The organism is Paenibacillus sp. MSJ-34, from assembly GCF_018918005.1.
Classification (GTDB): domain Bacteria; phylum Bacillota; class Bacilli; order Paenibacillales; family Paenibacillaceae; genus MSJ-34.
In genome coordinates, this window is sequence record NZ_JAHLPR010000020.1 from 80,406 (window position 1) to 97,235 (window position 16,830).

Below are 16,830 nucleotides of genomic sequence, written 5' to 3' on the forward strand. Positions count from 1 at the left end.
TAAACGCGTTTAAACGTATTCGCCTCTTGGTTGCGGCTGCTTGCCCTTATTGATCGGAAGCTTTCGGCGTTCGAATCATGAAGGCGAAAATACTGATGAGTGCGGTAAACACGATCAGCAAATTAAATCCGTTGCCGATCCCGAAAGCTTCGGACACTTGTCCGATGACGATGCCGACGACGGCTCCGCCAAGTCCCGATGCGACATAGATTAAGCCTTGCAAAGAGCCGGCTTGCTTCGTCAATTTGGACGCAATGCCTTGCGCCGTCGGGAACAAGACGGACATGGCGAGACCGAACAACATCATGACATAACTGAAGTCGGTCACGAAGATCCGGCCGGCGATTAATGAAAGCAAGGCAAACAGGGAGAAAGCGATCAGGGTGCGTCTTTCGCCAAGCTTATAGATGATCAATCCGCCTACGAAACGGCCGATCGTGAACAAGAAAGCGAAACTTGCAATGATATATCCGGCCGTCGCCGCTTTATGAGCGGCATCCATTCCTGCAATGTCAAGCGAAGTATAGAAAATCGGGAAGAAATTCAAAAACCCGGCCTCCGCTGCGACATAGAACAGAATGAATAAAATAACGAGTAAAATTTGCCTGTTTTGAAACAATTGCAGGACCGATTTTACGGTAACCTTATCTTGCGCTTGAGCGGAGGACGGTTTATCGGGCTTAAAGGACAACAGCGCGAATAGAATGATCGCGATAATCACCGAAACCCCGAGATAGAAAAAGCGCCAGCTTATATTTTGAGCGAAAATGGCATTTAAGATCAGCGGGGTTACGATCATCCCTACGCCGAACAACGCATTGGCCAAATTAAAGATGACCCCCGCCCGTTCTTTGAAATAGGTGGGAATGAGGGTAGCGACCGATACGGTCATCGACCCGATGCCAAGCCCGACGATGAGATAAAATCCGAGAAAGAAAGCGACCGTATACGCGGCGCCTGTCCCGATCAAGCCGATGATCATCAGGACGGTGCCGATTCCCATGGCGAATTTGATGCCTTTGCGGTCCGCCAAAATGCCGGCGATCAGACTGGCAAGCAAAAATCCGATTTGGAACACGGAAACCATGACACCGACTTGGCTAATATCCAATTGGATATCGTTTTGCACTTTTTCCAATATAATGCCTTTCGTGTTTTGAATGCCGCCCAGCACGAACATGGTGGCGAAAATCAAAAAGAAGATGATAGGGCGTTGAATTTTTTGCATGGTTAGTTCGTTCCTTTCTCTCGATGTCGTTGGATAGCGTCGAACAGCTCGTCTGCGGCCCAGCCGTAGCAATAATAAAGAAGGTCGTCCGCGGCGCTGTTCTCGCCGGCTTTCACCGCTTCGATCAAATTGTCGGGAGTCAGATTCCACATTTGAATGCCGCTGAAAATACGCGTCCGGGAATCGGACAACTCGCGGACGAGATTGTTCTGGTCGGCGACGAACCGGATTGGAAATCCTTCGGCCTTAAAGGTTTCATACGATACATCGTACGGCAGGCTAAAGAACGTTTTGAACGCCCGAAAAGCCGCTTCCCGTTCTTCTTCCGTATGGGCTACATATTCGATCAGGCCTTGCACGTCGGCGCCTCCGCCCAGCTTGTGATAAGGAAAATGCTTCAAAGCGGGGGAGAGCTTCGTAATGCTTGCATAATTTTGCCCCAGCATCCAACTGTACGCCGGAGGCCATAGATCCAGCCATATCGCAAAGGCGTCGTTCACTTTTCTAACCCGAGCGATCAGACGTTCTACGAAACCGGATACGCTTTCTTGGCGAAAAGCGATCCAGGACCGGATGTGGGTATTTTGTCCGAAATAAGCGACAGCGTCGTCGAAATGTTTATCTTTCAATTGGGCGGCGAAGGTTCGGAGCGACTCTTTTATCGCTTTAACGTCTAAGCCTTGCCCGGTCATTTTGCTTTGGCAATGGGAGCAGAAGCAAGTCAACAATCCTTTCGGATTGACTTCCTGGCCCGCCCAATCCGGATACCGGATCCGATCGATCATATAGGTAGCGAATCCGTAACGCTGGTATAAGTCTACGAACGCTTTCTCCCAGAAATCGATCACATCGGGCGCATTCGGGCACAGCCAGTGGGGGATGACATTGCCGTCCACATCCGTGACCAAATTATTCGCTAGCAACGGCCCTTCAAAATGTCCGTTCAATATATTCAACCAAGGGATGACCTCGAACGGTTCGTCCCGCATGGCGTCCTTGATGATCATGAGCGGGTCGCGATCGGCCGACAGGCCGGGTTCTCTGCGTTGATCGAGCCCCGCATTTTCGTAAGAGGGCAAAATCGCATGCATTGTGCCTGTGCCGTAGACGACCTCGTGTACGGGGTTCCGCGGCAATATTCCGACGGGATAAGGGTTTCTCTCGAAAATCGTATTCACTTCGGGAAAAACGTAGCGTACGTCTTGCAGCTTTTTCATGTACGAAATAATTTGCGGCATACCTTCATCGACGATATCGTGAGGATGCAATTGAATGCCTGGCATGTTGCTACACGCTCCTTCTTAGTATATTTGCTTGTCTTTCATAAATTGCAACGAAGGAAAAGCTTGATTCAATTCTAAAATCGCAATGCCTTGCAAGGCGGAATGATGCTGCATGTTTGAAATTTCGATGGAGAGGGCGGTTACTCCGGACGTATGAAGACCGACTTTTTCCTTGATCCTGTCGAGCGATATCGATTTCGTCACTCCGCCCATCAGTACAATTTTTTCCGGATTCAATACCGCGACAATATTTAGGATTCCCATGGCCAGATGATCTTCGAATCGATCAATGACGTATTTTGCCTGCAAGTTGCCTTGAGCCGCCAGAATAAATAATTCCTTTGCCGAAATTTTTCGTTGAAATAATGCATAAGCGGCGGCTTCCAGGCCGGACCCCGAACAGATCGTTTCAAAATGTCCTTTGGCGGACGGATCGTACAATTGATTCGTTTGAAACAACATGTAACCGATTTCGCCGGCGGCGTTGTTGGCGCCTCGTATGACTTTGCCGTCAATCAGCACGGCGGAACCTAATCCCGTCCCGATCCCGATCAATACCGCGGAGTTTAAGTGCCGGAGCGCTCCCGCATACATTTCGCCGATCAGCGAAGCCCGCACGTCGTTCTCGATCGCAACGGGTACATGGAACTTATCGGTGAAAAATTGCGCCAATCCGATATTGTTCCAGCCGGGCAAGTTGGGGGAGCCTTCGATGACGACGCCCGATGCGGGATCGACGATGCCGGGAGTAGCGATGCTAATAAAGGATAGACGCTGTGGATCCAGCCCCGACCCGCGAATAAAGGCTTCCATATCGGCCGCCATTTGCTCCAGAAAAGCTTGGCTTGATTCAAGATCATACGTTGCAACCGTTCGTTCGGCCAAGCATTCGCCCGCTAGATTAAACTGCCCGAAATGAATCGTCGTTCCGCCTAAGTCGACCGCAATGCCATAAGCCGCGTTTTTGGAAAAATGAAGCTTGGTTCCGCGTTTGCTGACGTCCGCGTCTTCCTTCTCGTCAAAGATAAGCTTTTCCTCGATGAGCGATTTGACGATATCGGAGACGGTTGCTTTCGTGATTCCGGAATGCTTGGCGATTTCCGTACGCGATATGGGGCCCATATCTTTAATGATATTCAGTACAATTTCCTTGTTCATTTTGCGGATTGTACTGGGCAGATGTACTTCCATTGCCTGTAATCACACTTCTTTCTGTCGTAATTCCACCTCTTAAGTTTATAAACTATACTTAAAACAGGGATAAAAAGAAAAAATAAAACAAGATATGCGTTGTAAACGGTTTAATATCTTGATTTAAGTTTATAAAACATCCTTATTTACTTATCGTCAATTCCTTTTTTTAGGTTCGGGTTCCGCATCACGGCGAATCATTTTCACGTATTCGCGCGGAAGAAAAGGCTGCAAGCCTTCGATTCCCTCCTGTTGGCGATAGGATCGGACCGTAATGCTTTCATCCCCCGGCGTAAGCGAGGAAGGCGCAACATAGCGAATACGGACGTTTCGGTCCAACACCGCTCCTCCGATCACAATCAGCAGGAAAACGACTATGCAAACCGTTATTTTTCGCGATAACATGGCAGGCGAACGCTCCTTTCCCTTTAGAGTAATCCCTGGGCGCACGCTTTTTATACGCGATCTGTTCCGAAGCATAATCTTTGGGTATTTTAGGAAGAACTAAGGGATACGAAAAGATTAGTAAGGAGGGGCGGATTTGTCATTGCTTCATGCCGCGATCATAACGCCTTTCGCGCTTGCTCTATTGGCGCCGCTGCTGTATCGGCGGATGAGGCGCATCCATGCGGGCTGGTTCGTATTGCCCGGACCGATCGTATTGTTTGCTTTCTTCCTGAGCCGAATCCCCGCCGTCGCCGCGGGCGGAAATAGGGCCGCAACCGTTCCATGGATTCCTTCGCTCGGGATCGACCTGACGGTTTATCTCGACGGGCTTGGCTTGTTGTTCGCCTTGCTCATAACCGGAATCGGTTCGCTGGTTGTGTTGTATTCGATTTATTATTTGGATCAAACCAAAGAAGCGCTGGCGCCGTTCTATGTCTATTTGCTTTTGTTCATGGGCGCGATGCTCGGCGTCGTCTTATCGGATAATTTGATGGTTTTATACGGCTTTTGGGAATTGACGAGCATCGCTTCGTTTTTGCTGATCGCATTTTGGCATCAAAGAGCGAAGTCGAAATACGGTGCGCAAAAATCGATGCTCATTACCGTTTTCGGCGGTTTCGCCATGTTCGCCGGATTCCTTCTTTTATACATGATGACGGGCACGTTCAGCTTGAGGGAAATTGCCGGGCAACTAGAAGGCATAGCAAGCCATAAGCTGTTCCTTCCCGCGATGCTGCTGATGCTGCTCGGGGCGTTTACGAAATCGGCCCAATTTCCGTTTCATATTTGGCTCCCGGACGCGATGGAAGCCCCGACTCCGGTCAGCGCCTATTTGCACTCGGCGACGATGGTGAAAGCGGGCCTCTATCTGGTTGCCAGGTTCAGCCCGATATTCGCCGGACGGGCGGAATGGTTCTGGATCGTCTCGGGTCTGGGATTGGTCACCTTATTGTACGGATCTTACCGGGCGTTTCAACAGAAGGATTTGAAGGCGATGCTGGCTTTCTCTACGATTAGCCAACTGGGGCTCATTATGTGCTTGCTCGGCCTCGGTTCCGCGTCCGCCTATCACTTGCAAGCGGGAACGAATCCGCTGATCTATGCCAAAGCGACGATGGCAGCCGTTTTCCATCTGATCAATCATGCTGTGTTCAAAGGAACTTTGTTCATGGTTGCCGGCATTGTCGATCACGAGACGGGGACCCGGGATATCCGCAAGCTGGGAGGGCTGATGGCCGTCATGCCGGTCACGTTCTCCGCCGCCCTGGCCGGAACGTTCGCGATGGCGGGCCTTAACGGTTTTTTGAGCAAGGAGATGTTTTTTACCGCGGCGTTGAATGCGCTGCGGATGGACTTCTGGAATATGCGAACCTGGAGTTTGGCCTTTCCGGCAATCGCTTGGATCGCCAGCGTGTTTACGTTTTTGTACAGCATGATTTTGCTGTTCCGAACGTTTACGGGCCGATTGCAAGCCGCGAAGCTGAAGCGGGAGCCGCATGAAGCTCCGTTAGGGATGCTGATTCCTCCGGTCGTTCTCGCTTCGCTTGCCGTCACGTTCGGCCTGTTCCCGAATCTGTTGTCATATTCGCTCATCGAGCCGGCGATGTCGTCGATTCTTCCCGGCTTGCCGGGGCAGGGGGAGCGATATCTCGTCTCGATCGATTTATGGCACGGCTTTACGCCCGAGCTGTGGATGACGATCGGAGTCGTCGCAGTCGGGACCGTCTTGTACCGATTGTACGGCCGGCTGGATGCGATCCATCGCCTTCAAGCGAGCCCCGGTGCGCTGAATCGGATGTACGATCGCGGGCTTCGGGCGCTGGAGAGTGCGGCGCATCGGCTGACGGGCGCCTATATGACAGGATCCGTCCGCCGTTATTTGCTGTACATCTTTACGTTTATGATTGCCGCCTTGGCTTTGGCGATGCTCGGCTCGGGCCGGATGATCCGCTACGCGATGTCGGAGCTCGCCCCGGTTTCGTTGTATGAGACGGTCATCGTCGCTGTTATGATCGTTGCGGCCATGGCCGTGCCGCTTGCGCGAACGCGGCTTGCGGCGATTATCTTCACCGGTGCGATCGGATATATGGTCACACTGCTGTTCGTTTTATTCCGGGCGCCGGATTTGGCTTTGACCCAAATGATTGTCGAGACGGTATCGGTCACGCTGTTTCTGCTTTGTTTTTTTCATCTGCCCAAATTAAGCAAAGAAATGACGGCATTACGGTTCAAACTGGCCAATGCGGTCATTGCGGTCGGCGTGGGAGCCGTTGTAACGTTTCTTGCTTTAGGGGCCGCAGGCGAGCGGAAGTTTCCGTCCATCTCCGATTTTTTTCTTGCAGAAAGCTACCGGTCGGCCGGCGGCAAAAATGTGGTCAACGTCATTCTCGTCGACTTTCGCGGCTTTGATACGATGCTCGAAATTGTGGTGCTCGGCATCGCTTCGTTGGGAATTTACGCGATGATCAAGCTGCAGATGGATTCGCACGCGATGGGACTTCGCGCTCCGGCAAGGAACTTCCGTTATCCGAGAAGCAATGATGTCATTTTGCGGACCATTTCCAAAGTAGCGATTTTCATCATTTTAACTTTTTCATTCTATTTGTTCTTCGCCGGGCATAACGAACCGGGAGGCGGATTTATCGGCGCGCTCATGACGGCGGCGGCTTTCGTGCTGTTGTCCATCGCCTTCGGCATGAATATGTTCCATCTCGTCGTTCCGGTCGACTTCCGCAAAGCGATGGCGTTCGGACTGCTTACGGCGTTTCTGACAGGGATCGGCTCTTTCGTATTCGGCGCGCCGTTCCTCAGCCATACGTTCGGGCATTTTCACTTGCCGCTATTGGGTGAAACGGAGCTGGCTACGGCGACATTGTTTGATTTCGGCGTTTATTTGGCCGTCGTCGGCGTGGCGATGAGCATTATCTTTACGATCGGGAGGGACATCTAGTTATGGAACTGCTCATGTCGCTTGCCATCGGCCTCGTCTTCGCCGTCGGCGTATACCTCATTTTGTCCCAAAGCTTGCTTCGCATCATTCTGGGGACATCGCTGCTTACGCACGGCGTCCATTTGCTGCTGCTGACGATGTCGGGCTTGAAGGCAGGCGCCGCGCCGCTGCTCGGGCAAGCGCCGGCGCCGTATGCCGACCCGCTGCCGCAAGCGTTAATATTGACGTCGATCGTCATTAGCTTCGGCGTAACGTCGTTCTTCTTCGTGCTTGCCTATCGGGGATATCAAACTTTGGGCACAGACAATATGGAAGAACTGAAGGGGGAAGAAGATGAATAACTGGATCGTGCTGCCGCTGCTCATCCCTCTGTGCGCCGCTGTCGTGCTCGTATTGTTGAAAGAGAATATCGCCATGCAACGCTTGATTAGCGCGATCGCGGCGGTGCCGAATATCGCCGCGGCCTGCTTGCTTGTATGCCAAGTCCGGACCGGCGGCATCCAGACGCTCCGTATGGGCGGATGGATCCCGCCTTACGGCATCGTGTTCGTCGCGGATATGTTCGCCGCTTTGCTGGTGTTTACGACTGCGGTCGTTGGCGCCGCTTGTTTGGTCTATTCGTTTCGCAGCATCGGCCGGCGCAGGGAGAAGCATTATTTTTATCCGTTCTTTCATTTTTTGCTTGCAGGGGTGACCGGTTCGTTTCTGACCGGGGATCTGTTCAATTTGTTCGTCTGCTTCGAGGTGATGCTGATCGCTTCGTATGCGCTGATCGTTCTGGGAGGAACGAGGCGGCAATTGAGGGAAACGTTGAAATATATTTTGATCAATATCGTTTCATCCACGCTGTTCGTCACTGCGATCGCTTATTTGTACTCAGTTGCCGGAACGCTGAATATCGCCCATTTATCCGTTCGGATCGCCGAAGCGGGGCAGGGCGGCATTGTAAACGTCATCGCCGTATTGTTTTTAATCGTATTTTCATTGAAGGCGGGCTTGTTTCTGTTTTTTTGGCTGCCGGGCTCTTACGGAGCTCCGCCTGCGGCGGTAACGGCCTTGTTCGGCGCCTTGTTGACGAAAGTCGGATTATACGCTTTGATCCGCGTATTTACCCTTATTTTTTATCACGACCCCAATATGACGCACCGATGGATCGGCTGGATGGCGGCGGCGACGATGATCTTGGGGGGATTGGGCGCCGTGGCGTATACCGATATAAGACGCATTCTTAATTACAATGTGATCGTGAGCGTCGGATTTATCGCTTTCGGACTGGCGGTTGCCGCCAAAGACTCGCTGCAAGGCGTCGTTTTTTATTTGCTGCACGATATGGTTGCCAAAGCGCTCGTCTTTTTCCTGGGCGGCATGATCGCCGCAAGAGCCGGCACCGACGACGTGAAGGAAATGGGCGGGCTCATCGGGCGTTATCCCTTGCTGGGCTGGATGTTTTTCGTGACGGCGCTGGCGATGGTCGGCGTGCCGCCGCTGAGCAGGTTCCCCGGGAAAGCGCTGATGATCCGGGGCGGATTGGGCGAAGGGTTCTACTGGTTTTCCGCCGTCGCGCTGCTGTCCAGCTTGATCGTGCTGTACTCTATGATGAACATCTTTATGCACGCGTTCTGGGGGCGGGAGAAATCCGGTCCGGCGAAACGGAGAAGGAGCGGGCAATGGATGCAGCACGCGGCGCTCGGCCTGTTCGTCGTGATGCTCCTGTTTGGAATCGGAGCCGACTGGGCGTATTCGTTCGTGGCGCAAGCAGGAGAGGGACTGGCGCACCCGGAGCATTATATCGAATCGGTACTGAAGGGAGAAGGGCAAAATGGCATTGCAACTGTTGCTGAACCTTTGCATCGCTTTCATATGGATGTTTCTGCACAATGACCGGTCGGTTGCCGGATTTGCGGCCGGATTCGTCATCGGGATGCTGCTGATCGGCGGGTTAAGGCGATTTTGGCCGCATGCTTTCTATGTGAAAAAATGTTGGGCCGTCGCCGCTTTGCTGCTCCTGTTTCTGAAGGAATTGCTAATTTCCGGCTTCGAGGTCGTTCGGCAATTGATTCGGCCGAAGCTTGCCGTCCGACCGGGCATATTCGCGCATTCGACGGATCTTGCATCCGATTGGGAAGTGACGCTCTTGTCCTGCCTGATCTGTTTGACGCCGGGCACGCTCACTTTGGAAGTGTCGCGCGATGCGCGCACTTTATATATTCACGCTATGGATTTGGACGATGCGACATTGCTGTCCGAGCAAATTAAAGGAACATTCGAAAAAGCGATTATGGAGGTGACCCGGTCATGATATCCGCTATGCTGCTTGCATCTCTAGGTATGATATCGTTGGCCGTGGTCGGCTGCCTATATCGGCTGCTCGCAGGGCCGTCCATGGCCGACCGGATGATCGCTTTGGACGCGATCGGAATTCATCTGCTGGCGATGGTGGCGGTCATATGCATGATGCAGCAAACCGGAGTCTATATCGATATTATTTTGTTGATCGGAATTCTTACCTTTATCGGAACGACGGCATTTGCCAAATATATCGAAAGGGGCGTTGTCATTGAACGGGGAGATGGCGAAGACGATCGTTGAGCATGCCGTCGCATTGCTCGTTGTAATCGGCGCTTTGCTCAGCTTATTAAGCGCATTCGGGCTCATTCGGCTGCCTGACGTTTATTTGCGGTCGCATGCCGCGACCAAAAGCGCGACGCTCGGCGTGCTATGCGTGTTGGCCGGGGCGTTCCTGTATTTCTTGATCCATCTGGAACAAGTCAACGCGAAGCTCCTTCTCGGCATCGTCTTCGTCTTCATTACTTCGCCGGTAGCCGGGCATTTAACCGGACGGGCCGCATATCGGTCAGGAGTTCCATTATGGGGGCGAAGCGTACGGGACGATCTCAAAGCGGCGATGGAGCGGGACAGCGGGGAGGATCGATCGTAATCTCGCCGGAGCACGGCATTTGCGTTGTCCTCGCGATGATCGCAACGTATCGGTTTGATAAATACATTTAGACAACTTACAATAGACGTAAAGATGGAAGCGAGAAGGGGAGGGGAACTCGATGAATCGCAAAGTCATCTATCCGGTCCGCGCCATATGCGGGGATTCCGTGCTATGGCCGGCTGCCGTCTGGATTCGGGACGGACTGATCGAGAAGGTCGAAACGGGACCGATATTTCCTGCTCAAGCTCAAGACTGCGAGATGATCGACGGCAAAGGGCTCATGCTCATTCCCGGGATGATCGACGTTCATATTCACGGAGCGAACGGCTACGACATGATGGACGGCACGGAACAGAGCATCCAGCAAGTATCGCGGGCATGCGCGGCAAGCGGCTGCACGTCGTTTCTGGCGACTTCGGTGAGCTCGACGATCGAAGATTTGCTCGGCATGATTCGCAGCGTCAAGCGGACCGCCGGCAAGGAAGAGGGAGCCGTCATTGCGGGGATTCATTTGGAAGGCCCGTACTTGAACCGGAAACGGAAAGGGATGCAGAACGAGCAATTTCTCCGCCATCCCGATGTCGATGAAATGAAACGAATTTTCACGGAAGCGGGTTCATCGATTAAAATGGTGACGATCGCCCCCGAATTGCCCGGCGGGATGGAGATGATTTCCTATTTGCAGGAGCGTGGCGTTATCGTTGCGGTTGCCCATTCCGACGCTACTTACGAAGAGGCGAAGCGGGCGTTTGCCGAAGGAGCCAGCCATGTAACGCATTGCTTCAATGGCATGCGGCCGATTCACCATCGCGATCCCGGCCTGATCGTCGCCGCTTTCGAGGAAGAGCATGTGAGCCTTCAAGCGATTGTGGATAACGTCCACCTGCATCCTGCGATCGTACGCATGATGCATCGCATGAAAGGAGCGCAGAAGATGGTATTGATTACGGACGCGCTGCAAGCGATGGGATTGGGCGACGGCATTTATACGTTCGGAGGTCATCAAGTCGAGGTTGTCGGCGGGATCGCCCGTTTGAAAGACGGAACGCTGGCATCGAGCACCATTACGATGAATCAATCGCTGCAATTGGCGGTCGAGCTCGGCATTCCTTTGACCGATGCCGTGCAAATGGCTTCGACCACGCCGGCGGACATTCTTGGAAACCCGCGCACGGGCCGGATCGCTCCCGGTTGCCAAGCCGATCTCGCATTGCTCGACGAGCGGTTTGACGTGCAATGGACGATGGTGCAAGGGCGAATCGTACATTCCGGATAAAGGGGAGGGATCGCATTTGTACGAATTGAAAACAAAGCAAACAGAGAACAGCGTCATCGAGTTTATCGAAAGCGTCGAAAATGTCAAAAAACGCGAGGACGCTTATCGGCTGCTCGATATTTTCACGGAAACGACAGGGTATGAAGCGAAAATGTGGGGACCGAGCATAATCGGGTTCGGCTCCTATCATTATAAATACGATTCCGGCCACGAAGGCGATGCGCCGCTGGTCGGCTTCTCGCCCCGCAAAAGCAAAATCAGCTTGTACTTTGCGACGGGCGACACGAAACGGGAACAATTATTGCAGAGACTCGGAAAACATACGGCGGGGAAGGCTTGCGTTTATATTAATAAAATCGCGGATATCGATGTCGATGTGTTGCGGGCGTTAATTACACAATCCGTCGCGTTTCTTCGGGCAAGCTATCCGAATCCATAATCTGCTCTGCCTTCAAGCGCTTCTTTATTCGTTATTCCAATTTCATCGAACCCGTACCGGTTCGTCATAAGTTCACAACATGTTGCTGGTAAAATGATGATATGTTGAGCGAGTGACGCTTCGATAAGGGAACTCGTTGCAACGAATGACGGATAAGGAGTGGATATGGAATGGCATATTCATATCGTGAATCAACGAAATCGTTCGGGGAAGCAAAGCGGCAATGGCCGCTCATTGCGGGGCTCGGCGCCTTGGCCTTATTGCGGCCGGTCATGAGCATGCTGGGCTGGCTGGAGGCGATCGGACAGCCCTTCGCCAGCATTGCGGCAACGATCGTCATTACCGCCGTTTGGATCGCTGCCGTTGTATTCGCACGTGTAACGCAACCTCTACTTACTTTGCTGCTGGTCGGGATTTCCTACGGCGTATTCGCCATCGTCGTGAGCGCCGTTCTATCGCCGATCCTTACCGGTCAGCTGCAAGGACCTTTGACCAACCCGTTCGGAATCGTCGGCGTTCTCGTCACCAATGCGATTTGGGGCCTTGCGGCGGGAATGTTGGCGACGGCGCTCATGCGTATGCGGCAGCGATCTTAGTAAAAAAGACTATCCGTTCGCTTCCCTTTTGACGCCTATCGTTCTTCGTCGGGAGAAATCTCTTGATAGAACAGAATTCGGTTCCCGAACGGATCGATGACACAAAGTTCCAACGTATCCCATGGCGTCGTTTCGATCCCGGGGCGAGCGAACGGATACTCTCGGGAAATCATTGTTCGATGCAATTCCTCGATATTGTCGACCTGAATTCGAATGGCGGAACCGGGACAGCAATCCCCATGATGCTCTGAAAGATGCAAGATACAGTCTTGAAAGGAGATTTGCATATATAACGGCAAGTTTGCCTCGAATCGATGCTCCCAATCCAACGTAAACGGTAAAAATCGCAAGTAAAATTCCTTTGCCTTTCCTTCATCGAATATACGCAGGATCGGGATGACGGAACTCATTTTTATTTCAGATGCACTCATAGTTTCTCCTTTCACTACAGATCAATGATCCATGATCGTTTTCAGTTCTTGCGTTAAATAATTTACGGTTACCTTTCTTTCTTCCGCATTTTGACTGTCAAACAGCAGTTGCTCCAGCCATTCCCATATATCTTCCAATTTTCGTCTCCATTGATAAAACTGCAGGGCATCGGGATTGATCGCATAGCTTTTATGATATTTCCGGTAGACGCTCATAAATTCATCATAGTACGGCTCTTCAACGAAAAACATCATATCCGCTTCAACAGGCGCCAATTTCAAACCTTCCCAATCGATCAGCAGCAGCCGCCGCCCGGATTGCATCAAATTCCAAGGATGAATATCGGTGTGGCAGAGAGTCATTTTTACATTGCTGTTCCTCAAACGAACAGACAGACGATCAACGGTATCGGCCAACTCTATGAATCGATCCGTATAAGGGGTTATCAATAATTGTATATCGTTAGGAATATGATGAAACTCATTACTCAACGCGTTCCTAAGCTGCCGCAAGAACGGCACTTCGAAATGTTCCTTGATCGCATCCGTGTCGAGAGGGATGTCTTCCCCGTAACGATGAAGCTCTGCGACGATGCGCGCGAGTTCTTCAACTTGCTCCGCGGTTAGGGCGCGGTCGCCGATCGTCTCCCCCTCGATATAGTCATAAAGCAAATAAATGCCATCGTCGTCTTCACATTTATATTGGCCGGAATTTGTCGGCAATGGTACGGGAATTTTGCCCTTTAAGCCGCTATGGCGGAAAAGCCAAATCAAGATCGGCACATATTGGTCGATTAATGCCGTCCATTTCGGGGTGGAGGCTCTGCTTTTTTCATATACCTTTAAGAAGCAGGCATGCCCGTTGCCTGTCACTTTATAGGCGAGCGCCGACCAGCCGCCTTGCTGCGGCGAAACGTCTATCGCATCGATGTCATAATGATGTTTCAGGACGGTGGTTATTTTGTTCATTGTTATGGCCTCCTGGGGAGCGTCTGTATGATTCATCCCAAATTATAACATACGGAATAAGACTGCGATCAGATCAATTTCATAATTCGCCACCGTTATAGTTTCGTGACACCAGCAACAAGGCGATTTACAGGCGATTAGCGTATATACGTTTCGTTAGCAGCCCGACGGGTCGTCAGCCCTCCGCTTGGGAGGAAAGCCTGCAATCGTACATGTATTCCCGGCGATCTACGGCTGTATCGCCGACTCCCGCCGAATCCTTACGCTTTCCACGCCTAGGAAGCCGGGCTGCCGGGAGGCAAGCTGCTCCATTTTGTCGGCCATCGCACTGTAACCGCGATCTCCCGGAGTTCGTTTGCTTGTAAAAATAACCGCATAATACATCCGTTCGTTCCTTTTGCAATTTCGTCCAAAGCGGCGTTCTCCTTCCATGATCCAATAGGTTGCACAGATCCAGTATACTTATTTTTTATTTAAAATATAAATAGCGCCTCCGTAGCCTGCTATACACCATAGAAGCAAATTGATATAGTTGCCCGTACTGGCCGTGAAGGCAGAGGCGGCCAAAGAGGATCGCATCACTTCCGCCATAGAGTAGATCGGCAACACTTGATGCAATGCTTGAAGCCATTCCGGCAATCGCTCCATCGGGAAATTGACCGGTGAAAACATAAGCGCGCCAAACACGATCACCTGGGAAATCGCAAGCGAATTTTCCGGGGATAGGAGGTAGGACAGGCCGTATCCGACGCCAATCGAAGTTAATGCAATCATAAGAAGGGCTGGAATGACGGTCCAAGATACATCGTATCCGGGTTGAAACATCAAATGCGCGACGACGGAAGAAACGGCGATTGCCGGAATCGTAATGCATAGCCATAACGTCGTATCCGCTCCAAGAATGATCCCGCGATGGATCGGCCACGTCCGCATAAACTCCATGAATCCGTCCGATTTCGCCGTACCGATTTGCTGCGGCAAAATAACCATTCCGGTCACGATCAAAATGAGCGTAGGCGCACCGGTCGCCAGAAACAGGATGCTGTCCGGACTCGGGTCGGGAATGATATAAGTAAGCCCGATGACAATTCCGATCGCCAGCAAAATTTGAATGAGAGCAAAGAAAAACAAATATCCCGAATTTCTAAGAAACTGCATTTGAAACACGTATTTATACTGATTGAACAGATGGCTCATTGGACTTCTCCTTTCCGACAGTCAATTCGATATATACATCTTCCATCGTCGTGGGGGATAAGGAATAATCCAGAATAAAGCCTTGATCGACTTGTTCCGCCGCCCAACGAATCGCAAGCGGCGCCAAAGAAGGTTGAAGGGAGCATAGCATCTGATTGCCGTTGCGATAAGTGATGCGTGCCCAATCCGGCATATCGGAATCGGCCAACTCTTTATTCCATCGAATCTCCAGCCGCATTCGATCGCTGACGGCGCTTTTGATTTCGGAAGGCGTCCCTTGCGCGAGAAACTTTCCTTTATCCAAGATCGCAATTCGATCGACTGCCTTCTCGGCTTCAACGACATTATGCGTTACTAAAATGACGGAAGTTCCATCGCGGGTTATTTCCCGAATCGCTTGCCATAGATAACGTCTGCGAACGGGATCGACATCGTTGGTCGGCTCGTCAAGGATGACCAATTTGCCAGGGGTGATGACCGCCATGCAAAAAGCCGTCAACCTGCGGATGCCGCCCGACAGTTTTTGGCCTTCTTTGTTTGCCCATTCGCCCATATCCAACATGTCGAACAATCTGTTCATCCGCTTCGGATCAAATTTGGATCCCGCCCGCATTTTTCCCATAAGCGTAACGGCCTGCGTCGGCGTAAGGAATCCTAATGACACTTGCGATTGAGGCTGTACTGAACAGATCGCTCTTGCGTGCATTGGCGATGTGATAACCGATTTACCCATTAAAGTGATTTCACCGTCGTCAGGAGTTAATAAACCTAAAATTTGATTGACGATCGTCGTTTTTCCGGCCCCGTTATGCCCTAACAATCCAAAAATTTCTCCTTCCCCGATCTGAAAGGTAAGCCGGTCGTTGGCGACAACTTGCGTCCGGTTCGGTCCGGGGAATATTTTCGTTAACCCGTTCACGTCAAGGATCATCGCTCCACCTCCGCCTGCGCTTCGTTACGCTGCTCCTTAATCGCCATCGCACGTTCGATGAAATGAACGACTTCCGCATTCAACGGGTAGAAAGGGATGCCGTCCTTCCGGTCTTTGACAACCTCCCACATTTTATCCAGGCGGGATTCATCCGTTCCGAACATGCTCCGTACTTGGTCCAGCCATTTATCGGCCAAGGCCTGGGCTAGATCCGAGCCGGGGTCCTCATGGAGATGGGCTTGAATGTCCTGAATAATATGAAACCATCCGCGCAGTTCTTCTTTCGTCAATCGATCGTTCAAACGAAGTATTTCCTCGGTCTCTTCGCAGGGAAAATATTTGTTTAACATACGGAAGGCGATCTCCGGGTCATGATGAAACAAGCGGATCGTTTCAAAAACGATCGGCCACTTCACTTCACCCTCGAATTCTATCGAGTAGAGGACGCCTTCCAAAGCTCTTTCAAGCGCCTGCAGCCGGATTTGCTGCTGTTTCACCATTCCTAATTGCTGAGCGATCGATTGCTGCCACGATACGGTAGACTCTTTTAAAATCTTCTTGATTTGCCGCAAGGGAAAGCCCATATACTTCAGAGCCAAAACCTGTTCCAATCGTAGAACGTCGTTCTCGCTATATAAGCGATGGCCTCCGTCTGTGGAGGAGGAAGGAACGACCAGGCCGATTTCGTCGTAATAGTCGAGCGTTCTGACCGTGACCCCCGTTTTTTTGGACAATTGACCGATTGAGTACATTTTTTCACCCCTTTATTCATCTATAAGCTTCTCGGAATTCACATTCCGTTGCAGACTCTAGCTTCCTAGCTAGGGTCTTCTATTGTTTCACCCCCAAACATGGGGTGCGAACAAACATTCCTCTTGACTTTTCAAAATCACCCCAATAATCGCCGAGAAGGCTTTTTTTATTTCTAATGAATTGGGTGATTTTCATGAA

The 16,830-nt window shown here is 51.4% G+C and carries 18 protein-coding genes and 1 pseudogene; 9 read left to right on the plus strand and 10 right to left on the minus strand.

The features are described from left to right. Positions 1-46: 46 nt before the first annotated feature. From KQI79_RS11920 to KQI79_RS11935, 4 genes are all read right to left on the minus strand, one after another. Entirely contained in the window at positions 47-1,228 is a 1,182-nt protein-coding gene (locus tag KQI79_RS11920) for an MFS transporter (protein ID WP_216538457.1), read from the minus strand. A 2-nt stretch (positions 1,229-1,230) separates the two neighbouring features. Further along, positions 1,231-2,511 carry a glycoside hydrolase family protein gene (locus tag KQI79_RS11925; protein WP_216538458.1) on the minus strand — a complete coding sequence of 427 codons (1,281 nt, stop codon included), beginning with the start codon at positions 2,509-2,511 and terminating at the stop codon, positions 1,231-1,233. A gap of 18 nt (positions 2,512-2,529) precedes the next feature. Further along, positions 2,530-3,702 (minus strand): ROK family transcriptional regulator, encoded by a 1,173-nt coding sequence (locus tag KQI79_RS11930; RefSeq protein WP_216538459.1) that lies wholly within the window; start codon positions 3,700-3,702, stop codon positions 2,530-2,532. Between the two features lie 156 nt (positions 3,703-3,858). Continuing rightward, the gene (locus KQI79_RS11935; protein WP_216538460.1) at positions 3,859-4,107 is read right to left on the minus strand and encodes a hypothetical protein; all 249 of its coding nucleotides are present in this window, start codon (positions 4,105-4,107) and stop codon (positions 3,859-3,861) included. A 136-nt stretch (positions 4,108-4,243) separates the two neighbouring features. Between KQI79_RS11935 and KQI79_RS11940 the strand changes: the two genes are divergently transcribed. The 9 genes from KQI79_RS11940 (at position 4,244) to KQI79_RS11980 (ending at position 12,351) form a co-directional block, all read left to right on the plus strand. Beyond that, entirely contained in the window at positions 4,244-7,099 is a 2,856-nt protein-coding gene (locus KQI79_RS11940) for a Na+/H+ antiporter subunit A (protein WP_216538461.1), read from the plus strand. Positions 7,100-7,101: 2 nt separating this feature from the next. Further along, the gene (locus tag KQI79_RS11945) at positions 7,102-7,440 is read left to right on the plus strand and encodes a Na(+)/H(+) antiporter subunit C (RefSeq protein ID WP_216538462.1); all 339 of its coding nucleotides are present in this window, start codon (positions 7,102-7,104) and stop codon (positions 7,438-7,440) included. Continuing rightward, positions 7,433-8,980: a Na+/H+ antiporter subunit D gene (locus KQI79_RS11950; protein WP_216538463.1), complete on the plus strand. Its 1,548-nt coding sequence runs from the start codon at positions 7,433-7,435 to the stop codon at positions 8,978-8,980. Before KQI79_RS11945 ends, KQI79_RS11950 begins: the two co-directional genes overlap by 8 nt. Then, positions 8,919-9,398 carry a Na+/H+ antiporter subunit E gene (locus KQI79_RS11955; protein WP_216538464.1) on the plus strand — a complete coding sequence of 160 codons (480 nt, stop codon included), beginning with the start codon at positions 8,919-8,921 and terminating at the stop codon, positions 9,396-9,398. Before KQI79_RS11950 ends, KQI79_RS11955 begins: the two co-directional genes overlap by 62 nt. Further along, on the plus strand, positions 9,395-9,688 hold the full coding sequence (locus tag KQI79_RS11960; RefSeq protein WP_216538465.1) for a Na(+)/H(+) antiporter subunit F1: 294 nt from the start codon (positions 9,395-9,397) through the stop codon (positions 9,686-9,688). Before KQI79_RS11955 ends, KQI79_RS11960 begins: the two co-directional genes overlap by 4 nt. Next, positions 9,669-10,037, plus strand: coding sequence for a monovalent cation/H(+) antiporter subunit G (gene mnhG / locus KQI79_RS11965; protein WP_216538479.1), 369 nt, complete (start codon positions 9,669-9,671; stop codon positions 10,035-10,037). The genes KQI79_RS11960 and mnhG overlap by 20 nt, the downstream gene beginning before the upstream one ends. A gap of 121 nt (positions 10,038-10,158) precedes the next feature. Continuing rightward, complete coding sequence (nagA, locus tag KQI79_RS11970; protein ID WP_216538466.1) at positions 10,159-11,316, plus strand: N-acetylglucosamine-6-phosphate deacetylase; 1,158 nt, start codon at positions 10,159-10,161, stop codon at positions 11,314-11,316. Between the two features lie 16 nt (positions 11,317-11,332). Beyond that, a complete protein-coding gene (locus KQI79_RS11975; protein WP_216538467.1) occupies positions 11,333-11,755 on the plus strand; it encodes a DUF1801 domain-containing protein in 423 nt (140 codons plus the stop codon). A 170-nt stretch (positions 11,756-11,925) separates the two neighbouring features. Continuing rightward, positions 11,926-12,351, plus strand: a complete 426-nt coding sequence (locus KQI79_RS11980; protein WP_230192353.1) for a hypothetical protein — start codon at positions 11,926-11,928, stop codon at positions 12,349-12,351. 35 nt (positions 12,352-12,386) lie between these two features. On the opposite strand, the gene KQI79_RS11985 is transcribed toward KQI79_RS11980, so the two are convergent. The 6 genes and pseudogenes from KQI79_RS11985 to KQI79_RS12010 all read right to left on the minus strand — a co-directional run bounded on the left by KQI79_RS11985 (position 12,387) and on the right by KQI79_RS12010 (position 16,631). Continuing rightward, a complete protein-coding gene (locus tag KQI79_RS11985; RefSeq protein WP_253298101.1) occupies positions 12,387-12,782 on the minus strand; it encodes a glyoxalase superfamily protein in 396 nt (131 codons plus the stop codon). 21 nt (positions 12,783-12,803) lie between these two features. Then, entirely contained in the window at positions 12,804-13,751 is a 948-nt protein-coding gene (locus KQI79_RS11990) for a phosphotransferase family protein (protein WP_216538468.1), read from the minus strand. 258 nt (positions 13,752-14,009) lie between these two features. After that, positions 14,010-14,135 (minus strand): annotated as a pseudogene (locus KQI79_RS11995) (antibiotic biosynthesis monooxygenase family protein); the annotation flags it as partial. A gap of 78 nt (positions 14,136-14,213) precedes the next feature. Next, a complete protein-coding gene (locus KQI79_RS12000) occupies positions 14,214-14,948 on the minus strand; it encodes an ABC transporter permease (protein WP_216538469.1) in 735 nt (244 codons plus the stop codon). Continuing rightward, complete coding sequence (locus KQI79_RS12005; protein ID WP_216538470.1) at positions 14,923-15,879, minus strand: ABC transporter ATP-binding protein; 957 nt, start codon at positions 15,877-15,879, stop codon at positions 14,923-14,925. The genes KQI79_RS12000 and KQI79_RS12005 overlap by 26 nt, the downstream gene beginning before the upstream one ends. Continuing rightward, a complete protein-coding gene (locus KQI79_RS12010; protein WP_216538471.1) occupies positions 15,876-16,631 on the minus strand; it encodes a MerR family transcriptional regulator in 756 nt (251 codons plus the stop codon). Before KQI79_RS12010 ends, KQI79_RS12005 begins: the two co-directional genes overlap by 4 nt. Positions 16,632-16,830: the final 199 nt, after the last annotated feature.